The 16,044-nt window shown below is 71.4% G+C and carries 14 protein-coding genes and 1 pseudogene; 1 reads left to right on the top strand and 14 read right to left on the bottom strand.

Annotated elements, in window-relative coordinates; genetic code table 11:
• Positions 1 to 178: 178 nt before the first annotated feature.
• The 14 genes and pseudogenes from ACOBQB_RS16165 to pgsA form a co-directional block, all read right to left on the bottom strand.
• A complete protein-coding gene (locus ACOBQB_RS16165; RefSeq protein WP_423592483.1) occupies positions 179 to 727 on the bottom strand; it encodes an adenine phosphoribosyltransferase in 549 nt (182 codons plus the stop codon).
• Complete coding sequence (gene secF, locus ACOBQB_RS16170; protein ID WP_423592485.1) at positions 724 to 1,848, bottom strand: protein translocase subunit SecF; 1,125 nt, start codon at positions 1,846 to 1,848, stop codon at positions 724 to 726. The genes ACOBQB_RS16165 and secF overlap by 4 nt, the downstream gene beginning before the upstream one ends.
• Position 1,849: 1 nt before the next feature.
• Positions 1,850 to 3,640 (bottom strand): protein translocase subunit SecD, encoded by a 1,791-nt coding sequence (secD, locus tag ACOBQB_RS16175; protein WP_423592486.1) that lies wholly within the window; start codon positions 3,638 to 3,640, stop codon positions 1,850 to 1,852.
• A gap of 164 nt (positions 3,641 to 3,804) precedes the next feature.
• Complete coding sequence (yajC, locus tag ACOBQB_RS16180) at positions 3,805 to 4,266, bottom strand: preprotein translocase subunit YajC (protein WP_423592488.1); 462 nt, start codon at positions 4,264 to 4,266, stop codon at positions 3,805 to 3,807.
• A 209-nt stretch (positions 4,267 to 4,475) separates the two neighbouring features.
• Entirely contained in the window at positions 4,476 to 5,561 is a 1,086-nt protein-coding gene (gene ruvB / locus ACOBQB_RS16185; protein WP_423592489.1) for a Holliday junction branch migration DNA helicase RuvB, read from the bottom strand.
• 51 nt (positions 5,562 to 5,612) lie between these two features.
• Positions 5,613 to 6,224: a Holliday junction branch migration protein RuvA gene (gene ruvA, locus ACOBQB_RS16190; protein WP_423592491.1), complete on the bottom strand. Its 612-nt coding sequence runs from the start codon at positions 6,222 to 6,224 to the stop codon at positions 5,613 to 5,615.
• Positions 6,221 to 6,856 carry a crossover junction endodeoxyribonuclease RuvC gene (gene ruvC / locus ACOBQB_RS16195; RefSeq protein ID WP_423592492.1) on the bottom strand — a complete coding sequence of 212 codons (636 nt, stop codon included), beginning with the start codon at positions 6,854 to 6,856 and terminating at the stop codon, positions 6,221 to 6,223. The genes ruvA and ruvC overlap by 4 nt, the downstream gene beginning before the upstream one ends.
• 180 nt (positions 6,857 to 7,036) lie before the next feature.
• Positions 7,037 to 7,795: a YebC/PmpR family DNA-binding transcriptional regulator gene (locus ACOBQB_RS16200; protein WP_423592493.1), complete on the bottom strand. Its 759-nt coding sequence runs from the start codon at positions 7,793 to 7,795 to the stop codon at positions 7,037 to 7,039.
• 76 nt (positions 7,796 to 7,871) lie between these two features.
• Positions 7,872 to 8,480, bottom strand: coding sequence for a pyridoxal 5'-phosphate synthase glutaminase subunit PdxT (gene pdxT / locus ACOBQB_RS16205; protein WP_423592495.1), 609 nt, complete (start codon positions 8,478 to 8,480; stop codon positions 7,872 to 7,874).
• The gene (pdxS, locus tag ACOBQB_RS16210) at positions 8,477 to 9,388 is read right to left on the bottom strand and encodes a pyridoxal 5'-phosphate synthase lyase subunit PdxS (protein WP_423592497.1); all 912 of its coding nucleotides are present in this window, start codon (positions 9,386 to 9,388) and stop codon (positions 8,477 to 8,479) included. Before pdxS ends, pdxT begins: the two co-directional genes overlap by 4 nt.
• 141 nt (positions 9,389 to 9,529) lie before the next feature.
• Positions 9,530 to 10,075, bottom strand: coding sequence for a hypothetical protein (locus ACOBQB_RS16215; protein WP_423592499.1), 546 nt, complete (start codon positions 10,073 to 10,075; stop codon positions 9,530 to 9,532).
• 640 nt (positions 10,076 to 10,715) lie between these two features.
• Positions 10,716 to 11,876 (bottom strand): glycosyltransferase family 4 protein, encoded by a 1,161-nt coding sequence (locus ACOBQB_RS16220; protein WP_423592500.1) that lies wholly within the window; start codon positions 11,874 to 11,876, stop codon positions 10,716 to 10,718.
• Positions 11,873 to 12,790: a phosphatidylinositol mannoside acyltransferase gene (locus ACOBQB_RS16225; protein ID WP_423592501.1), complete on the bottom strand. Its 918-nt coding sequence runs from the start codon at positions 12,788 to 12,790 to the stop codon at positions 11,873 to 11,875. Before ACOBQB_RS16225 ends, ACOBQB_RS16220 begins: the two co-directional genes overlap by 4 nt.
• Positions 12,787 to 13,505 (bottom strand): annotated as a pseudogene (gene pgsA / locus ACOBQB_RS16230) (phosphatidylinositol phosphate synthase). The gene ACOBQB_RS16225 and the pseudogene pgsA overlap by 4 nt, the downstream one beginning before the upstream one ends.
• 201 nt (positions 13,506 to 13,706) lie before the next feature.
• Between pgsA and ACOBQB_RS16235 the strand changes: the two are divergent.
• Complete coding sequence (locus ACOBQB_RS16235) at positions 13,707 to 15,914, top strand: elongation factor G-like protein EF-G2 (RefSeq protein WP_423592502.1); 2,208 nt, start codon at positions 13,707 to 13,709, stop codon at positions 15,912 to 15,914.
• Positions 15,915 to 16,044 lie beyond the last annotated feature (130 nt).

A 16,044-nucleotide genomic window follows, 5' to 3' on the forward strand; every position in this document is an offset into this window, starting at 1 on the left:
CCCGAAGTACCCATGGTATCGATCCTGGGGCTTCCGCTCGCCTGCGGCGGGTGAGACACCGCTGTACTGGAGAAACGCGCGGGGCGAGGCGCCGATTCCCCGGATTCCCTGCGGCCCATGGCACGACGGACGCCCCGGCCGGTGCCGGGGCGTCCGTCGTGCTGTCGCGCGTGTCGGCTCAGACGGTGATCAGCGCCTCCAGGGGCGCCCCGTCCAGGGCCTGGGCCAGCTTGCGCCGGCCCTCAAGGAAGCCGAGCTCCATCAGGACCGCGACGCCGGCCACCTCGGCGCCGGAGCGCCGGATCAGGTCCAGCGAGGCCCCGGCGGTGCCGCCGGTGGCCAGGACGTCGTCGATGACCATGACGCGGTCGCCCGCCGCCAGGTCCTCGGCGTGCACCTCGATCTCGGCGCTGCCGTACTCCAGGTCGTAGCTCTGCCGCAGCGTCGCTCCGGGGAGCTTGCCCGCCTTGCGTACGGGGATGAAGCCGAGCCCGGCGCGGAGCGCGACCGGGGCGCCGAGGATGAAGCCGCGGGCCTCCAGGCCGACGATCTTCGTGGCGCCGTGCCGCACGCTGAAGTCGGCCAGCGCGTCGGTGAGTGCCGTGAACGCCACCGGGTCCGCCAGGAGCGGGGTGATGTCCTTGAACGTCACGCCCGGCACCGGATGGTCCGGGACGTCACGGATGCGGCTGAGCAGCAGCTCTGTGACGCCTGCGAGCTCGGTCATCGGCGCTTCCCCGAGGGGCGGCCCTTGCCGCGGCTGCGCGCGGCAGTCTGGGACCGCGGGCCGACGACAGCCGGGGTGGCGTCGTCGGGGGCGCTGTCCTGCGGCTCGTCGTCACCCGTGAAGGCGCCCTCCTCCGCCGAGTCCCCCTTGGCCGCGGCCGAGGCACGCTTGGCGAGCACCCGCTTCTTGAGGGCCTTCAGCTGCGGCTCGCGCTCCTTGAAGTCGGCGACGAGCGGCGTCGCGATGAAGATCGAGGAGTACGCGCCGGCCGCGAGGCCGACGAACAGCGACAGGGAGATGTCGTTGAGCATGCCGGCGCCGAGGACACCGCCACCGATGAACAGCAGGCCCGCCACCGGGAGCAGCGCGACGACCGTGGTGTTGATGGAGCGCACCAGGGTGCCGTTGATGCTGCGGTTGGCGACCTCGCTGTAGGTGAAGCGGGTCTGCTTGGTGAGGTCCTTCGACTGCTCCTTCAAGCTGTCGAAGACCACGACCGTGTCGTAGAGCGAGTAACCGAGGATGGTCAGCAGACCGATCACCGTGCCCGGCGTGACCTCGAAGCCGACGAGGGCGTACACACCCACCGTGATGGTGATGTCGTGGATGAGCGCGATCAGTGCCGCCAGCGCCATGCGCCACTCGAAGGCGATGGCGAGGTAGATCACCACGAGGACCATGAAGATCGCCAGGCCCTGCCAGGCCTTGTTGGCGATCTGCTCACCCCAACTGGGGCCGACCAGGTCGGCGTTGATGTCCGCGGCCTTGACGTCGAGGTCCTTGGCCAGCGCCGTCTTGATCTGGTCGGACTTGGCGATGTCCACGCCCGCGATCTGGATGCGCATGCTGTCATCGCCCAGTTTCTGGACGATCGCGTCATGCCCGGCGGCCTTCTCCGCGGACTCCTCGGCCTTCGCGACCGAGACGCTCGTCTTCGGGGTGTTGAAGACGGCGCCGCCCTCGAACTCGATGCCCATGTTCAGGCCGCGCACCGCCAGGCCGACGATGGCCGTGATGGTGATCAGGATCGAGACGGCGTACCAGATCTTGCGCTTGCCGACGAAGTCGTAGCCGACCTCGCCGCGGTAGAGCCTGGCGCCGAGATTGCCGAGCTTCGACATCTCACGCCTCCTTCGGGTCGACAGGGCCGACGGAGGAGCCGGCGGCGCGGCGGGAGCGGCGGATCGGGGGCTTGATGCCGAGCCGCTTCGGGTCGAAGCCGGACCACTTGTGGCCGCTCGCGAAGAACTTCTTGCGGGCCATGAGCGTCATCAGCGGCTTGGTGAAGAAGAAGACCACGACGACGTCGAGCAGCGTGGTCAGGCCGAGCGTGAACGCGAAGCCCTGCACCTTGCCGACCGTGACGATGAAGAGCACGGCGGCGGCGAGGAACGACACGAAGTCGGAGACCAGGATCGTGCGCCGGGCACGCGGCCAGGCCCGCTCGACGGCGGGGCGCAGCGTACGCCCCTCGCGGACCTCGTCGCGGACTCGTTCGAAGAAGACGATGAACGAGTCCGCCGTGATGCCGATGGCGACGATGGCGCCGCAGACCGCGGGCAGGTTCAGCGCGAACTTGATGGTCGGGCCGAGCAGCGTCATGATCGTGTACGTCAGCGCCGCGGAGACCAGGAGGCTCGCGATGGCGATGAGGGACAGACCGCGGTAGTACACGACCAGGTAGATGATGACGAGCGCGAGGCCGATGGCGCCCGCGATCAGACCTGCCTGGAGCTGCTCGCCGCCGAGCGCCGGGCTGACCGTGGTGACGCTCTGCTCGTGGAAGGTGAGCGGCAGGGCGCCGTACGACAGGATGTTCGCGAGGTCCTTCGCGGAGTCCTGGTTGAAGCTGCCGGAGATCTCGGCGTTGGCGCTCAGGGTCGTGCGGACGCTGGGGGCCGAGACGACCTCGCCGTCCAGGACGATCGCGAACTGGTTCTGCGGGGACTGCTGCTGCGAGAGCTTGCTCGTGGTCTTCGCGAACTTCTTCGCGCCGCCCTTGGTGAAGTCCATGTTGACGACCCAGGCACCGGTGTCCTGCTTGATGGTCGCCTGCGCCTCGTCGACGTCCTTGCCGTTGACCTCGGCCGGGGCAAGGATGAACTTGTCCCACGTCTTGCCGTCGGGGCTCTTGCCGCACGCGATGGTGGGCTCGGAGGGCTTGATGCCCTTGCCGGCCGCCGCGCGGGCCTTCTTGTCCGTGCAGTCCAGCTTGGTGAACTGCTCCTGGAGCTTGGCCGTGGACGCGTCCGTGGACGGCGTGGGCGAGGGCTTCTCGTCCTTCTTCTTGTCGTCCTCGGCCTTGGCCTTGTCCGACGCGGACGGGGTCGGGTCGGCCTTCAGGGCCTCGCTGACGGCGCGGCCCTGGGGCGACGCGGAGGAGGACGGGGAGTTCGCCTCGTCCTTGTCGGTGGCCTTGTCCGTCGCCTTGTCGGTGGCCTTGCCCTTGTCCTTCTCCTTGTCCGTGCCGGACGAGGAGCTGGGGGACGGCTCGGGAGCCGGGCCGCTGGGGGCCTGCGTGATCACCGGACGGAAGTAGAGCTGAGCGGTCGTACCGACCTGCTCGCGCGCCTGCTTCTCGTTCGTCCCCTTGGGGATGTTGACGATGATGTTGCGATCGCCCTGGGTCTGAACCTCGGCCTCGGAGACACCCAGGCCGTTGACACGGTTGTTGATGATGTCAACGGCGGTGTTCATGTTGGTCGGGTTGATCGCGTTCGCCTGGCCCGGCTCGTTCCTCGCCTCCAGCGTGATGCTCGTACCACCCGCGAGGTCGATGCCCAGCCGCGGTGTGGTGTGCCCGGAAAGGAACATTCCCCCGGTCAGCGCCACGAGGGCGATCAGGATGAAGGCCAGCGCGCGGCCCGGCTTGCCCGGTGCGCTCTGCCTTCGGCCCTTCTTCGGTGCTGCCACCTTCTCGTTCTCCCTGTCCAACCGCCCGGCGTCCGGTCCGGCCCCGAACGGTGCGGGGAGGGCCCGGTCGGGCGGCCATGAAGTGGTGTCGAGATTCGGCGCGAAATGCACGTGATCCGGGGCCCGTGCGCGCGAGCGGCGCGCCCCACGGGCCCCGGTCGTGACTACTTCGCGTCGGACTCGCCGTCGGTCTTCTTCGGCTGCGCGTCGTCGGCCTCGGCGGCCGCGTCCTTCTTGCCGAGGTCGATGCGCGAGTCGTCGGAGGCGTCGGCGGGCTCGGCGGGCTCGGTCAGGGAGGAGGCGTCGTCCGGAACGACGGGGGCGTCCTCGTTCAGGTCGTCCTCGGTGCCGTGCACGATGCGGTTGTACTCGTCGTCGGCCAGGACGGCGCCGATCGCGTTCTTCGCGTAAACCGCGTGGACACCGGGGGCCACCTCAAGGAGGACGGCGTCGTCGTGGACCTCCTTGACGGTGGCGTACATGCCCCCGATCGTGCGGATGCCGGTGCCGGGCTGCATGTCGTTACGCATCTGCGCGGCGGCCTGCTGCTTCTTCTTGGCAGACCTGGTCATCAGGAACATGGCCCCGATGAGCACGATGAACGGGAGGAGGGTCACGATATTCACGGGACGGAGTTTCCTTCGCACGACCGCGCGGGTGAAGCGGCCTGATGGATGGGGGTGGGCACGCCGCCCGCAAAGGCGGCGTCGGCGGAGTCTAAGCGAGTCCGCGCCTAAGGAACAACGCTCAGCATGGCACCGCAGTTCCTGACCGGACGACTATCCGCGCCGTTCCGACGCCCGCGTGCCGCCCCGGCGGGGCCGACGCGCCGCCGTCACGCTCCGAACAGATCCTGTTGTCCCTTCCCGCCCGTGCTCCCGCCCACTTGCTGCGATGGGGTGAGGTTCAGGTGCGCCCAGGCCGCGGGGGTGGCGACGCGCCCGCGGGGGGTGCGGGCGAGCAGCCCCTCCCGTACGAGGAAGGGCTCGGCGACCTCCTCGACGGTCTCGCGCTCCTCCCCCACGGCGACCGCGAGGGTGGAGAGGCCGACGGGGCCGCCGCCGAACAGTTTGAGCAGGGCCTCCAGGACGGCGCGGTCGAGGCGGTCGAGGCCGCGTCCGTCGACTTCGTAGACCGCGAGGGCCGCGCCCGCGATCTCGCGGTCGATCCTGCCGTCCGCCTTGACCTGGGCGTAGTCCCGCACGCGGCGCAGCAGGCGGTTGGCGATACGGGGCGTGCCGCGCGAGCGGCCCGCGATCTCGGCGGCGCCCTGCGGGTCGATCTCCACGTCGAGCAGTTGGGCGGAGCGGTGGACGACGCGCTCCAGCTCCGCGGGTTCGTAGAACTCCATGTGCGCGGTGAAGCCGAAGCGGTCGCGCAGCGGCGGGGGCAGCAGACCCGCGCGCGTGGTGGCGCCGACCAGGGTGAAGGGCGGCAGTTCGAGCGGGATGGCGGTGGCGCCGGGGCCCTTGCCGACGATGACGTCGACGCGGAAGTCCTCCATCGCCATGTAGAGCATCTCTTCGGCGGGCCGCGACATGCGGTGGATCTCGTCGAGGAAGAGGACCTCGCCCTCCTGGAGGGAGGAGAGGATCGCGGCGAGGTCGCCCGCGTGCTGGATGGCGGGGCCGCTGGTGATGCGGATCGGGGCGCCCATCTCGGCGGCGATGATCATGGAGAGGGTCGTCTTGCCGAGGCCGGGGGCCCCGGAGAGCAGGACGTGGTCGGCGGTGGCGCCGCGCGCGCGGGCGGCCCGCAGGACGAGGTCGAGCTGCTCGCGGACCTTCTCCTGGCCGATGAACTCGCCCAGGTCCTTGGGGCGCAGGGCGGCCTCGACGGCCTGGTCCTCGCCGTCGGCGGCCGCACCGACCAGCCGCTCGGCCGCGGCGGCAGCTTCGTCGGTGGTGTCGTCCCAGTTCATGCGGTGTGCCTCGCGATGCGGTTCGGGGGTCGGGGGCCGGCGCGGGAGCGCTCAGCGGGTGCGGTTCAGGGTCTGGAGCGCGGCCTTGAGGAGCTGGCCCACCTGCGGGGTGCCCTCGGTCGCCTCGGCCTGGGGGGTGACGGCGGCGACGGCCTCGTCGGCCTCGCGCGTGGCGTACCCGAGGCCGATGAGCGCGGCGTGCAGCTGGTCGCGCCAGCCGGAGGTGACGGCCTTGCCGACGGCGGGGCCGCCGGTGCCGAGCGGCTCCCCGAGGCGGTCCTTGTACTCCAGGAGCAGCTTCTGGGCGCCCTTCTTGCCGATGCCGGGCACGGCGGTCAGCGCCTTCTCGTCGCCGGTGGAGACCGCGCGCCGCAGGGCGTCGGGGCTGTGCACGGCGAGCATGGCCTGGGCCAGGCGCGGGCCGACGCCGCTCGCGGTCTGGAGCAGCTCGAAGGTCTGCCGCTCGTCGTCGTCCGCGAAGCCGTACAGGGTCAGGGAGTCCTCGCGCACGACCAGGGAGGTGGCGAGCTTGGCCTGCTGGCCGACGCGGAGCGTGGAGAGGGTGTTCGGCGTGCACTGGACGGCCATGCCGATGCCGCCGACCTCGACCACCGCGGTGTCGGGGGCGAGGGCGGCGACGGGGCCGCTGACGAAGGCGATCATGCCGTACGGCCTTTCTGTGCTGTCGGGGACTTCGCTGCCGGGGATTTCGCTGCGGGAGTCTTCGCTGCCGGGGTCTTCGCCGCCGGGGTCCTGGCGGCGTGCAGGGCCGCGGCCCGCTGGAGGCGGTTCTGGGCGACGGCCCGCTGGAGGCGGTTCTGCGCGGGGGCGCGCCAGATGTGGCAGATGGCGAGGGCCAGGGCGTCCGCGGCGTCGGCGGGCTTCGGCGGTGCGTCGAGCCGCAGCAGCCTCGTCACCATGGCGCCCACCTGGGCCTTGTCGGCGCGGCCGCTGCCGGTGACGGCGGCCTTGACCTCGCTGGGGGTGTGCAGGGCGACGGGGATGCCGCGGCGCGAGGCGCAGAGCATGGCGACGGCGCTGGCCTGGGCGGTGCCCATGACCGTACGCACATTGTGCTGGCTGAACACCCGCTCCACGGCGAGGACTTCGGGGCTGTGCTCGTCGAGCCACTGCTCGATGCCCCGCTCGATGGCGACGAGGCGGTGGCCCAACTCCGCGTCCGCCGGGGTGCGTACGACTCCGACGCCGCGCATGGTCAGGGGGCGCCCGGCCACGCCTTCGACGACGCCGACACCACACCGGGTGAGCCCCGGGTCGACTCCCAGCACGCGCACGTAACCCCTCCCCATTGCCTGTCCGTGCAGGCTATAGGCTCCCGCTGACAACGCCGACAACGCGACGGGCCGACGGGGTGTGTCCCGTCGGCCCGTTCGAACGCCCCATAGGCGCGGGGAACTGCGCGAGCAATCACGGACGGCCCGGCAGCCATCGGATCCGGAGACCCGGCGGAGCGCTTACGCGTCGACCTGCGCCATGACCTCGTCCGAGACGTCGAAGTTGGCGAAGACGTTCTGCACGTCGTCGCTGTCCTCCAGGGCGTCGATCAGCTTGAAGATCTTCCGGGCGCCGTCCTCGTCCAGCTCGACCTGCATGGTCGGGACGAAGTTGGCGTCGGCCGAGTCGTAGTCGATGCCGGCCTCCTGGAGCGCGGTGCGGACCGCGACCAGGTCGGTGGCCTCGCTGAGCACCTCGAAGGTCTCGCCGAGGTCGTTGACCTCTTCGGCACCGGCGTCCAGGACGGCACCGAGCACGTCGTCCTCGGACAGCCCGGCCTCACCCTTGGGGACGATCACGACGCCCTTGCGGTTGAAGAGGTACGAGACGGAGCCCGGGTCGGCCATCGAGCCACCGTTGCGCGTCATGGCGACGCGGACGTCGGACGCGGCGCGGTTGCGGTTGTCGGTGAGGCACTCGATGAGCACCGCGACGCCGTTCGGGCCGTAACCCTCGTACATGATCGTCTCGTAGTCGGCGCCACCGGCTTCGAGGCCGGCGCCGCGCTTGACCGCGGAGTCGATGTTCTTGTTCGGGACCGAGCTCTTCTTGGCCTTCTGGATGGCGTCGAACAGGGTCGGGTTACCGGCCGGGTCGGCGCCGCCCGTACGGGCGGCGACCTCGATGTTCTTGATCATCTTCGCGAAGAGCTTGCCGCGCTTGGCGTCGATCACGGCCTTCTTGTGCTTCGTCGTAGCCCATTTAGAGTGGCCGGACATCTGCCTGTCTCCTTCGCGTTACCCAACCTGTACGAACTCCCGGGCCGTGCGGGCCCGGGAGATACCCCGGGAGATCCTACAAGGAACCCGCGCGCGGGTTACCCCGCGCCATCTCCACGAACAGAGCGTGGACCCGGTGGTCGCCCGTCAGCTCGGGATGGAAGGACGTGGCGAGGGCGTTGCCCTGGCGCACGGCGACGATGTGGCCCTCGTGCTCGGCGAGCACCTCCACCTCGGCACCGACCGACTCCACCCAGGGCGCGCGGATGAAGACGCCCTCCACAGGGGCACCCTGGACACCCTTGACGTCGACGGCCGCCTCGAACGACTCGTTCTGCCGTCCGAAGGCGTTGCGCCGCACGATCATGTCGATGCCGCCGACCGTCTCCTGGCCCGAGCGCGGGTCGAGGATCTTGTCGGCGAGCATGATCATGCCCGCGCAGGTGCCGTAGACCGGCATGCCTTCGCGCACGCGCGCGCGGAGGGGCTCCATGACGCCGAAGAGGGTGGCCAGCTTGGAGATGGTGGTGGACTCGCCGCCGGGGATGACCAGGCCGTCGACCTCGGCGAGCTCCTCGGGGCGCCGGACCGGCCTGGCCAGGGCGTCCGCCGAGGCCAGGGCGATCAGGTGCTCCCGTACGTCCCCCTGGAGGGCGAGGACGCCCACTACGGGAGTGGTCATCACCAGCCTCGGTTCGCGTAGCGCTCGGTCTCGGGCAGGGTGTCGCAGTTGATGCCGACCATGGCCTCGCCGAGGTTGCGGGAGGCGTCCGCGATGATCTTCGGGTCGTCGTAGAAGGTGGTGGCCTTCACGATGGCCGCGGCGCGCTTGGCCGGGTCGCCGGACTTGAAGATGCCGGAGCCGACGAAGACACCCTCGGCGCCGAGCTGGCGCATCAGGGCCGCGTCGGCGGGGGTGGCGACGCCACCGGCGGAGAAGAGCACGACCGGCAGCTTGCCGAGCTCGGCGGTCTCCTTGACGAGCTCGTAGGGGGCGCGCAGCTCCTTGGCGGCGGCGTACAGCTCGTTGTTGTCGTAGCCGCGCAGCTTGGCTATCTCGTTCTTGATCTGGCGCAGGTGGCGGACGGCCTCGACGACGTTGCCGGTGCCGGCCTCGCCCTTGGAGCGGATCATGGCCGCGCCCTCGGCGATGCGGCGCAGGGCCTCGCCCAGGTTGGTGGCGCCGCACACGAACGGCGTCGTGAAGGCGAACTTGTCGCTGTGGTTGACCTCGTCGGCCGGGGTGAGGACCTCGGACTCGTCGATGTAGTCGACGCCGAGGGACTGCAGGACCTGGGCCTCGACGAAGTGGCCGATGCGGGACTTGGCCATGACCGGGATGGAGACGGCCTCGATGATCTCTTCGATCATGTTCGGGTCGGACATCCGGGCCACGCCGCCGTCCTTGCGGATGTCGGCGGGCACCCGCTCCAGCGCCATGACGGCGACGGCGCCGGCGTCCTCGGCGATCTTCGCCTGCTCGGCGTTGACGACGTCCATGATCACGCCGCCCTTGAGCTGCTCGGCCATGCCGCGCTTCACACGGGCGGTGCCGGTCTCGGGGGACGGGTTGTTGCTGGCGATGCTGGACACGGAGTTGACCTCACTCGCTGAAGACTCGTTGAAGACGGTTCTGCAGTTCCGAGGAAACTCCCGGCCCCCAGGCCACAGCAAGGGCCAATGAGCGACCGGTGGCTCATTTTTTCGATACGTGCCTGGTCAGCGCCGTCAGATCTACGTCGTGGCCCGGTCGGCCAGGGCCACCGGCGGCTCGTCGTCCATCTCGAACGCCATCGGGAAGGGCGCGTGGCCCGCGAGGCGGAACCACCGGACCTTGCGGTGCCTGCGCAGGGCGCGGGCGGCGCGTACGGAGTCGTTGTGGAAGCGGCGGGCCATCGGCACCCGGCGTACGGCGGCGGCCAGTTCGGTGGCCGCCTCGTCCCCGCCGGGGGCCTCGCGCACCGCCTCGACCTGCTGGCCCTCGCCGAAGATGGCCCGCAGCGCCTGGCTCAGCTCGCTCTCGGCGACCTCGCGCTGTTCCTCCTCCGCCTGCCGGGCCGCGTGCGCCGCCTCGTAGAGCACGATCGAGGCAGCGGGGTCGAGGACTCCGGAGGTGGCCAGCTCCTGGGCGACCGAGGCGCGGCGCAGCAGTTGTGCGTCGAGGGCGGCGCGGGCCGCGTCGATGCGCGCGTGCAGCCGGTCGAGCCGGCCGGCGGTCCAGCTCAGGTAGAGGCCGATCGCGAAGAGGACTACCGCGATCCAGATCAGTGTGGAGGTCACGAGCCCAAAGGCTAGTCCCCCCGGGATGCCCGGCTCGCCGCCGGGCGCCCCCAGGGGCCAGGCCGAGCGCCCCGAGCGGTCACGCCAGGCATCCGGCAAGCCGGGAGGTCAGCCCCAGCGGGTGAGAAGCCCGGCCCTGTCCGACCACGAGGCGACCCGACGAAGGCCAGCCCTGCCGGGGCGAGGAGGTCTGCCTTGCCCGGGCCAGGAGGCCGTCCCGGCACAGGCCAGCCCCGCCGGGCCAAGTCGCCTGCCCCGCCGGGCCCACATACCGCACCAGCGGAGATCAGTCCTGCCGGGCCAGGAAGTCCGCCCCGCCGGACCAAGAGGCCGTCCCAGCACAGAGGCCAGCCCCGCCAAGCCAAGACGCCTGCCCCCCCAGGCCCACTCCCGACGCAGTTCACAGCCGGGCAGAGTCAAGGCGTCTCTCCCACCGGGCCACCGGGCCACCAGCCACCAGGCCACCAGGCCACCAGGCCACCCAACACCGGCCTGCCCACCAGGCCAACCACGCCTGCCCCCCCCAGGCCACCAACCCCACCCCCGCACACGCCGCCCCCGCCAAGCCAACAGGCCCACCGCTGCGGGCCAGAAGGCCCACCCCCGGAGGCCAGCAGGACCGCCCCCGCGGACCAGAAGGTCAGCCCCGGGCCAGCCCGAAGCGGGCCCGCAGGCTCGATCGTTCGTCTTCGGCGACCGAGGCCGCGCCGTCCGTCACCGTCTCGTACACCGCGAGGATGTCCGCGCCGACGGTCGACCAGTCGAAGCGCCGCACGTGCGCGCTGCCGCGCTCGCGCAGGCCCGCACGGCGCTCGGGGTCGGCGAGGAGGCGCACCGCCGCCTTGGCGAGGGACTCCGCGTCCTCGTTGCCGAAGAGGTCGCCCGCCCCGCCCTGGTCGAGGACCTGGGCGAAGGCGTCCAGGTCGCTGGCGAGCACCGGCGCGCCGGCGGACATCGCCTCGACCAGGATGATCCCGAAGCTCTCGCCGCCGGTGTTCGGGGCGACGTACAGGTCGACGCTGCGCAGCAGCCGCGCCTTGTCCTCGTCGCTGACCATGCCGAGGAACTCCACGCGGGGGCGCAGCTCGGCGGGGAGCGAGGCCACCGCCTCGTCCTCGTCGCCGCGCCCGGCGACCAGCAGGCGCGCGTTCGGCCGCTCGGCGATGATCTGCGGCAGCGCCTTCATCAGGACCGGCAGGCCCTTGCGGGGCTCGTCGATGCGGCCGATGAAGCCGATGGTCTCCCCCTGCCACTCGGGCTTGGGTTCGGCCTCGGCGAAGAAGTCGACGTCGACGCCGTTCGGGATGACGACCGCGTCGCCGCCCAGGTGTTCGACGAGAGTGCGGCGTGCGTACTCGCTCACGGCGATGCGGGCGCTGATCTTCTCCAGAGCGGGCTGAAGGATCGGATACGCGGCGATCATGGCCCGGGAGCGCGGGTTGGACGTGTGGAACGTCGCGACGATCGGGCCCTGCGCGGCCCAGCAGGTGAGCAGCCCCAGCGACGGCGAGGTCGGCTCGTGGATGTGGATGACGTCGAACGTGCCGTCGTGCAGCCAGCGCCGCACCCGCGCGGCCGACAGGAACCCGAAGTTGAGCCGTGCGACCGAGCCGTTGTACGGCACGGGGACGGCGCGGCCCGCCGAGACGACGTACGGCGGCAGCGGGGTCTCGTCGTCGGCCGGGGCCAGGACGGACACCTCGTGGCCGAGCCGGATGAGGTGCTCCGCCAGGTCGCGGATGTGGAACTGGACGCCGCCCGGCACGTCCCACGAGTACGGGCAGACGATGCCGATCTTCACGAGGGCTCCCCCGCCGCGGACCCTTCGGTGCGGGGTTCCAGGTCGGCGAGCCACAGTCGCTGGAGCATGTGCCAGTCCTCCGGGTGGTCGGCGATACCGGTGGCGAAGGCGTCGGCCAGCGCCTGCGTCATGACAGACGTCTTCTCGGCGCGCGTACCTGTCTCGGGGACGTCCACGGGCGGGTGGATCCGGCCCTTCATGACGGGACCGTCGTACCAGAGCGTCACGGGCAGGAGCAGCGCGCCGGTCTGCTGGGCCAGCATGGCGGGTCCCCCGGGCATCCGGGCGCTCTCCCCGAAGAACTTCACCTCGACGCCGGAGGCCGACAGGTCGCGGTCCGCGACGAGGCAGACGAGACCGCCCGCGCGCAGCCGCCGGGCCAGCGTGCCGAAGGCCGAGCCGCCGGTGTGCGGCAGGACCTCCATGCCGAGGCTCTCGCGGTAGGCGACGAAGCGGTCGTAGAGCGTCTCGGGCTTGAGCCGCTCGGCGACGGTCGTGAAGGGCGTCTCAAGCTGTGTGGTGACCCAGGCGCCCGCGAGGTCCCAGTTGCCCAGGTGCGGCAGGGCGACGATGGCGCCCTTGCCGGCGGCGAGGCCGTCGGTGAGGTGGTGGACGTCCTTGACGTCGAGGCCCTCCTTGATGCGCTCGCGGCTCCAGGAGGGCAGCCGGAACGACTCCATCCAGTAGCGCAGGTACGACCGCATGCCCGCCCTGGAGAGCTCGGCGAGCCGCTCCGGACCGGCGTCGGGCACCACGCGCGCGAGGTTGGACTCCAGGCGCAGCACACCCTTGCCGCGGCGCTTCCAGGCCGTGTCGGCGATGGTCCTGCCGAGCCGCTCGGCGACCGGCTCCGGGAGCTTCTTGACGGTGCTCCAGCCGAGACCGTACAGCGCGTCGGTGAGGCGGTCCTTCACTGCGCGCTCCCACCCTCCAGGCTCGTGGCGGTGTCCGCCTCCGCGGACTCGCGGCGCACGGTCACGACCCGCTGGACGAGGGTGACCATGCTGCCCCCCGCGACGATCCACAGGGCGATGGGCAGCAGGATCTCGATGCCGGGGACGCCGAACTTGTGGAGGCCCGCGAGGCCCGCTGCGACCAGCGAGATCACCAGGCGCTCGGCGCGCTCCACCAGGCCGTTGACGGCGACGGGCAGGCCGATGGCCTCGCCGCGCGCCTTCGTGTACGAGACCACCTGGCCGCTCGCCAGGCAGAAGATGGAGACGGCGCAGAGAATGTTGTCGTCGCCCGATCCGGCGTACCAGAGGGCGAGGCCACCGAAGATCGCACCGTCGGCCACCCGGTCGAGCGTCGAGTCGAGGAAGGCGCCCCAGCGGCTGGAGCGGCCGAGCTGGCGGGCCATGTTGCCGTCGACGAGGTCCGAGAACACGAACAGCGTGATGACGATCGTGCCCCAGAAGAACTCGCCACGAGGGAAGAAGACCAGCGCTCCCGCCACCACACCGGCCGTGCCGATGAAGGTGACCGCGTCGGGGCTGACCCCGCGGCGGATGAGAAACGCGGCGAACGGTGTGAGGACACGCGTGAAGAATGCACGCGCGTACTTGTTCAGCATGGCCTTCCCGAGGGGTCGGTGCGCCGCGTGGCCCCGTTGGCCACCGGCCGACCCATCGTAGTCACGCCCCTGAGGGCCCGGCTCGCCCCCTCACGATGGCGTACGACGTATGGACGCACCGGGAGGCGAGTGGAAAGCTCGAAAGCACCACGGGCGCCGTCGGAGCCGCCCCGCACCGGGCCCCAGCGCGTCCGCAGCAGCCAGCATCCCCGAGGGGGCTGTGCCTCCTCACCGCGCACGTGACCGGGAGGCAAGGCATGGGCGACAAGGCGAACGCACACCCCGGAGCCGCCGGCAGGGCAGTGACGGCCGACCACCCCGCTTCCGTACGGAACGTGGTGCTGGTCGGCCACAGCGGATCGGGCAAGACGACCCTGGTGGAGGCCCTCGCGCTGACCGCGGGGGCGGTGAACCGGGCGGGCCGGGTCGAGGACGGCACGGCCGTCTCCGACCACGACGAGATCGAGCACCGGCAGCAGCGCTCGGTGCAGCTCTCCCTGGTGCCCCTCGAATGGGACGGCATCAAGATCAATCTGTTGGACACCCCCGGGTACGCCGACTTCGTCGGCGAGCTGAGGGCCGGCCTGCGCGCCGCGGACGCGGCCCTCTTCGTCGTCTCGGCGGCGGAGGGCACGGAGGGCATCACCGGCGCGACCCGCATGGTGTGGGAGGAGTGCGCGGCGGTCGGCATGCCGCGGGCCATCGTGGTCACGCACCTGGAGTCGGCCCGCACGGACTTCACCGACATCACGCGCTGCTGCGCCGAGGCGTTCGGCGCCGACGACCCGGACGCCGTACTGCCGCTGTACCTGCCGCTCCACGGCGAGCAGGGCCCCGACGGGCACGCGCCGCTGACGGGGCTGATCGGGCTGCTCTCGCAGCGGGTCTTCGACTACTCCTCCGGGGAGCGCAAGGAGTCCGAGCCGGGCGGGGAACAGCTGCCGGTGATCGAGGAGGCCCGCGGCACACTCATCGAGGGGATCATCGCCGAGAGCGAGGACGAGTCCCTCATGGACCGCTACCTCGGCGGCGAGGACATCGACTACAAGACACTCGTGGACGACCTGGAACGCGCCGTCGCGCGCGGCGTCTTCCATCCCGTGCTCGCCGCCGGACCCGCCGCGCAGGGCGCCCGCCAGGGCATCGGCACGGTCGAACTCCTGGAGCTGATCACCGGCGGCTTCCCCACGCCGCTGGAGCACTCCGCGTCGGCCGTGACCACACCGGACGGCAAGGCCCGGCCCGCGCTCACCTGCGACCCGGAAGGGCCCCTGGTGGCCGAGGTGGTCAAGACCGCCTCCGACCCGTATGTCGGCCGGATCTCGCTCGTACGCGTCTTCTCCGGCACCCTGCGCCCCGACGAGACGGTGCACGTCTCCGGCCACGGCCTCGCGGACCGGGGCCACGAGGACCACGATGTCGACGAGCGCGTCGGCGCGCTCTCCTCCCCCTTCGGCAAACACCAGCGCACCCTCACGCGGTGCGTGGCGGGCGACCTGGCGTGCGTGGCCAAGCTGCACCGCGCGGAGACGGGCGACACGCTCTCGGACAAGGACGACCCGCTCCTGATGGAGCCCTGGGACATGCCGGACCCGCTGCTGCCGCTCGCCATCCAGGCGCACAGCAAGGCGGACGAGGACAAGCTCTCGCAGGGGCTCTCGCGCCTGGTCGCCGAGGACCCGACGATGCGCCTTGAGCACAACCAGGACACCCACCAGGTGGTCCTGTGGTGCCTGGGCGAGGCACACGCCGACGTGGCCCTGGAGCGGTTGCGCAGCCGGTACGGCGTGCAGGTCGACGTCGTAGCGCACAAGGTCTCCCTACGGGAGACGTTCGCGGACCGGTCGACGGGGCGCGGCCGGCATGTGAAGCAGTCCGGCGGACACGGCCAGTACGCGATCTGCGAGATCGAGGTGGAGCCGCTGCCCGGCGGCAGCGGCATCGAGTTCGTCGACAAGGTCGTCGGCGGCGCGGTCCCGCGGCAGTTCATTCCGTCCGTCGAGAAGGGCGTGCGCGCGCAGGCGGCGAGGGGCGTCGCGGCCGGGTACGCGCTCATCGACGTACGCGTCACGCTGCTGGACGGCAAGGCGCACTCGGTGGACTCCTCCGACGCCGCGTTCCAGACGGCGGGCGCGCTCGCGCTGCGGGAGGCGGCCGCCGAGGCCAGGATCCATCTGCTCGAACCGGTGGCCGAGGTGCAGGTGTTGGTCGGTGACGACCACGTCGGCGCGGTGATGAGCGATCTGTCGGGCCGCCGCGGCCGGGTGGTCGGCACCGAGCAGGCACCGGGCGGCCGCACACTCGTACGGGCCGAGGTCCCCGAGATCGAGATCGGCCGGTACGCGGTGGATCTGCGCTCCCTCTCGCAGGGCACCGGCCGGTTCAGCCGCACCTACGCCCGCCATGAGCCGATGCCCCCTCAGCTGTCGGAGCGGATACGCCAACGGGCGGGCGGCGCCGCCTAGTTGAGCCCGGCCGGAGCCGGCCGGCGAACGGGGCCACCCGCCCCCGTCCCTCCCGGGCGGGCCGCCTTCCGCGCTCCCCGGCGGCTCCGGTGCGCCCTGACGGATGTCGGTGCTCCCCGATACGCTGATG

It is taken from the genome of Streptomyces sp. G5(2025) (assembly GCF_049542075.1).
Classification (GTDB): Bacteria; Actinomycetota; Actinomycetes; order Streptomycetales; family Streptomycetaceae; genus Streptomyces.

Excerpts from the sequence above, each read along its gene's own strand:
- ACOBQB_RS16165 (WP_423592483.1), bottom strand. The coding sequence starts at position 727 with ATGACCGAGCTCGCAGGCGTCACAGAGCTGCTGCTCAGCCGCATCCGT.
- ruvA (WP_423592491.1), bottom strand. The coding sequence starts at position 6,224 with ATGATCGCCTTCGTCAGCGGCCCCGTCGCCGCCCTCGCCCCCGACACC.
- secF (WP_423592485.1), bottom strand. The coding sequence starts at position 1,848 with ATGTCGAAGCTCGGCAATCTCGGCGCCAGGCTCTACCGCGGCGAGGTC.
- ruvB (WP_423592489.1), bottom strand. The coding sequence starts at position 5,561 with ATGAACTGGGACGACACCACCGACGAAGCTGCCGCCGCGGCCGAGCGG.
- ACOBQB_RS16235 (WP_423592502.1), top strand. The coding sequence starts at position 13,707 with ATGGGCGACAAGGCGAACGCACACCCCGGAGCCGCCGGCAGGGCAGTG.
- ACOBQB_RS16200 (WP_423592493.1), bottom strand. The coding sequence starts at position 7,795 with ATGTCCGGCCACTCTAAATGGGCTACGACGAAGCACAAGAAGGCCGTG.